The sequence below is a fragment of the Micromonospora sp. AB353 genome (genome assembly GCF_049538395.1).
Lineage (GTDB): Bacteria > Actinomycetota > Actinomycetes > Mycobacteriales > Micromonosporaceae > Micromonospora > Micromonospora aurantiaca.
Genome location: NZ_JBMVFV010000160.1, coordinates 1 through 3,326, shown reverse-complemented (window position 1 = coordinate 3,326; position 3,326 = coordinate 1). Strand labels below are relative to the sequence as shown.

Below are 3,326 nucleotides of genomic sequence, written 5' to 3'. Positions count from 1 at the left end.
TCCGATCTGGGTTCCCGCGCTCCGGTGCGTGCGGGCGGGCTCAGCCCTGGGCGGCGGCGGGCAGCTTCAGCCCGTTGACCGGGGTGAGCGGCAGCAGCTTGCGGCCGGTCGGGCCGATCTGGATCTCGGTGTCCATGGACGGGCAGACGCCGCAGTCGAAGCAGGGCGTCCAGCGGCAGTCGTCCTGCTCGTACTCCGACAGCGAGTCCTGCCAGTCCTGCCAGAGCCAGTCCTTGTCCAGGCCGGAGTCGAGGTGGTCCCAGGGCAGGACCTCCAGCTCCTCGCGCTCGCGGGTGGTGTACCAGTCGAGGTCGACGCCGTACGCCGGCAGCACCTCGGCGGCGGCGTCCACCCACCGCTGGTACGAGAAGTGCTCGCTCCAGCCGTCGAACCGGCCGCCGTTCTCCCAGACCTTGCGGATCACGGCGCCGACCCGGCGGTCGCCGCGGGACAGCAGGCCCTCGATCAGCGACGGCTCGCCGTCGTGGTAGCGGAAGCCGATGGCCCGGCCCAGCGACCGGTCGCTGTTGATGGCCTGCTTGAGCAGCTTGAGCCGGCCGTCGATGACCTCCGGCCGCTCCATCGAGGCCCACTGGAACGGGGTGTGCGGCTTCGGCACGAACCCGCCGATGGAGACGGTGCACCGGATGTCCTTGGATCCGGTGGCGGCGCGGCCGGCCCGGATCACCTCGTGCGCCATGTCGGCGATCTCCAGGACGTCCTCGTCGGTCTCGGTGGGCAGGCCGCACATGAAGTAGAGCTTCACCTGCCGCCAGCCGTTGGAGTACGCGGTGACCACGGTGCGGATGAGGTCTTCCTTCGACACCATCTTGTTGATCACCTTGCGGATCCGCTCCGACCCGCCCTCGGGGGCGAAGGTCAGACCGGTCCGGCGCCCGTTGCGGGACAGCTCCTGGGCCAGGTCGATGTTGAACGCGTCCACCCGGGTGGACGGCAGCGACAGTGAGACGTTGGTGCCGGCGTACTGCTCGGCCAGGCCGGAGCACATGTCGCCGATCTCGGAGTGGTCGGCCGACGACAGCGACAGCAGGCCCACCTCGTGGAAGCCGGAGAACTCCAGCCCCTGCTGCACCATCTGGCCGACGGTGGTGATCGACCGCTCCCGCACCGGGCGGGTGATCATGCCGGCCTGGCAGAACCGGCAGCCACGGGTGCAGCCCCGGAAGATCTCCACCGCGTACCGCTCGTGGACCGTCTCGGCGAGCGGGACCAGGGGCTTCTTCGGGTACGGCCAGGCGTCCAGGTCCATGGTCGTGCGCTTGTGCACCCGGAACGGCACGTCCGGGCGGTTCGGCACGACCCGCTGGATCCGGCCGTCCGGCAGGTAGTCGACGTCGTAGAAGCGCGGCACGTAGACGCTCTCGGTCCGGGCCAGCCGCAGCAGCAGCTCGTCCCGGCCGCCCGGCGAGCCCTCCGCCTTCCACTCCCGCACGATGGCGGTGATCTCCAGCACCGCCTCCTCGCCGTCGCCGAGCACCGCGGCGTCGACGAAGTCGGCGATCGGCTCCGGGTTGAACGCCGCGTGCCCGCCGGCCACGATCACCGGGTCGGCGTCGGTGCGGTCGGCGGCGAGCATCGGGATGCCGGCCAGGTCGATCGCGGTGAGCAGGTTGGTGTAGCCCAGCTCGGTGGAGAACGAGACGCCGAACACGTCGAAGTCACGCACCGGGCGGTGGGCGTCGACGGTGAACTGCGGCACGCCGTGGGCGCGCATCAGCTTCTCCAGGTCCGGCCAGACCGCGTACGTCCGCTCGGCCAGCACGTCGGGCAGCTCGTTGAGCACCTCGTACAGGATCTGCACGCCCTGGTTGGGCAGGCCCACCTCGTACGCGTCCGGGTACATCAGCGCCCACCGGACGGTCGCGGCGTCCCAGTCCTTGACCACCGCGCCGAGTTCTCCACCCACGTACTGGATGGGCTTGGTCACCTGCGGCAGCAACGGTTCCAGCCGGGGCCAGACCGAGTTGGCGGCGGCGGGACGCGGGGTCGTGGACGGGGCACTCATGATGCCCAAGCGTACGCGGTGCCCCCGCCCTCTCCCGCGCCCGCGCCCACCCCCACCGGGTTGATCAAGGAGTTCGTGCGCTGTCCCGCGCTCCCACCGGACACGAACTCCTTGATCACCGGAGGGGGGCGGGGAGCGGGCGGGATTCGTCCCGGGTGGCGGGGCGGTACTAACCTCGCAACGGGCGCGAGAGGAGATAGCCGCGATGCCGCAGCCGCAGCCGGGGGCGGACCGGCCGGCCGACGGGGCCGAGATGCCGTCCGTCACCGAGCCGGCGACCGCCGCCGACACCGAGGACGCCACCGGCGCCTCGGCTCCGGCGTCCCCGTCCACCACGCCGGAGGCCGCCGACGACCGGACCTCCGCCGGGGTCTCGGCGCAGGAGCCGTCCGGCGCCGCCGAGAGCAGGGCGCACGACGGTACGCCCCACCGCCCGCCGACCGCCGTCGCACCGGATGAGCAGCCGCACCGCGCCGAGCCCGGTGACCAGCCGTCCGGCGACGAGGCACCCGCCGCCCCGCCCGACGTACCGGTCACGCCGAGCCCGGCGGCCTCGACCCCCGGCCCGCAGCCGGCACCGGCACCCAAGCAGCAGTCGGAACAGAACGAACCGGCCGGGCAGGCGGGCGAGCCGGCAGACCCGGCCGGCACCGCCGCGCTCGACGACGTGAGCCCGCACGCACCGGCGAGCACGACCACCGACGACGCCGGAGCGCCGGCCGACCTGCCCACCGACAGCGAGGCACCGACCGCCGACGCCGGAACACCTGCCGGCATCGACGCCACCCCGCCCGTACCGGTGACCCGGGCGCGGGGATCCGCAGCGGTTCCCGGCCGCACCACGCCCGTCCCCGCTCCGCGTACCGCGGGCCGGCCGGATCCGACCCGCATCGACGTCGCGCCGCAGCCAGGCCCGGCCACGACGCCGGATCCCACGAAGGTCGAGAACGTCCCGGCCTCCACCCGGGCCGGGAACACGCCGGACCCGACCCGCGTGGAGAACACCCCGAACCCGACCCGGGTCGAGGCGCCCCGCTGGAGCGGTTCCGCAGCCGTCCCGCCACCGCCGGCCCGCCGGCCCGCCTGGGGCGAGTCCGCCGAGCCCACCCCGGTGCCGCCGCTCGCGTCGCCGGAACACGCCACGCCCGTCGACCCGTGGGCGGGGGTGGACACCACCGGCTGGGAGCTGCACGCCCCGGAGCTGCCGCCACCGACGCCGACGCTGCCGTACACCGCGCCCTGGGCCGTGCCGGACAACCCGCACCCGGCCCACCCGGCGCCACCGGCGGCCCACCCGGCG

1 protein-coding gene and 1 pseudogene are annotated in these 3,326 nt (G+C 73.8%); one reads left to right on the top strand and one right to left on the bottom strand.

Annotated features, from left to right (window positions below; genetic code table 11):
- Window positions 1-40 precede the first annotated feature (40 nt).
- On the bottom strand, window positions 41-2,026 hold the full coding sequence (locus ACPCK6_RS29385; RefSeq protein WP_423482833.1) for a TIGR03960 family B12-binding radical SAM protein: 1,986 nt from the start codon (window positions 2,024-2,026) through the stop codon (window positions 41-43).
- Between the two features lie 205 nt (window positions 2,027-2,231).
- Between ACPCK6_RS29385 and ACPCK6_RS29380 the strand changes: the two are divergent.
- Window positions 2,232-3,326: pseudogene (locus tag ACPCK6_RS29380) on the top strand (hypothetical protein); the annotation flags it as partial.

Bases quoted from the DNA above. Each gene is read 5' to 3' on its own strand.
- ACPCK6_RS29385 (WP_423482833.1), bottom strand. From the start codon at position 2,026: ATGAGTGCCCCGTCCACGACCCCGCGTCCCGCCGCCGCCAACTCGGTC.